The 523-nt window shown below is 71.9% G+C and carries 1 pseudogene; it reads left to right on the forward strand.

The features are described 5' to 3' along the window. Positions 1-523: pseudogene (locus tag CFP71_RS43165) on the forward strand (response regulator receiver protein); the annotation flags it as partial.

The following is a 523-nucleotide window of genomic DNA, read 5'->3' on the forward strand; positions in this document are numbered from 1 at the left end:
GGCCGAGCAGACCGCCGAGCGGGCGACGGAAGCCGCTCGGGTCGCCGAGCAGGCCGAGAGCCTGGCAAGGGCGACCGCGGACGAGGCCGTCGAGGGCCGTGCCCGGGCCCAGCTGGCGCAGGCCACGGCGGAGTCGGCCACCGCGGTGATCACCCAGCGCGCGAAAGAGGTCACGGAGGAAGCGGCCGAGCAGCGAACCCGCGCCGACAAGCTGGCGGCCACGCTCGCCGCCCGCAGCGAGGAACTGGCGACACGGACCGCGGAACGCGACGCCGCGCGCACCGCCTTGGCCGAAGCGGACGAGCGACGAAAAACCTGGGAGCGACTCCTGGACACGCAGAAGCGTGAGCTGACCGCGGAGTTGGAGTCTGTTCGTGAGCAGCTGAGCGACCAAGACGCCCGCCATCGGGAGGCTCTTGCCGAACAGGCGGCACGAGAGACGGCCGCGACCGCGCAACTCGCAGACGTTCGAACCGAACTGACCACAACGCGGGGGGACCTCTCAGCGGTCCGGCTTCACCTC

Origin of the sequence: Amycolatopsis thailandensis (assembly GCF_002234405.1) — a bacterium.
Classification (GTDB): Bacteria; Actinomycetota; Actinomycetes; order Mycobacteriales; family Pseudonocardiaceae; genus Amycolatopsis; species Amycolatopsis thailandensis.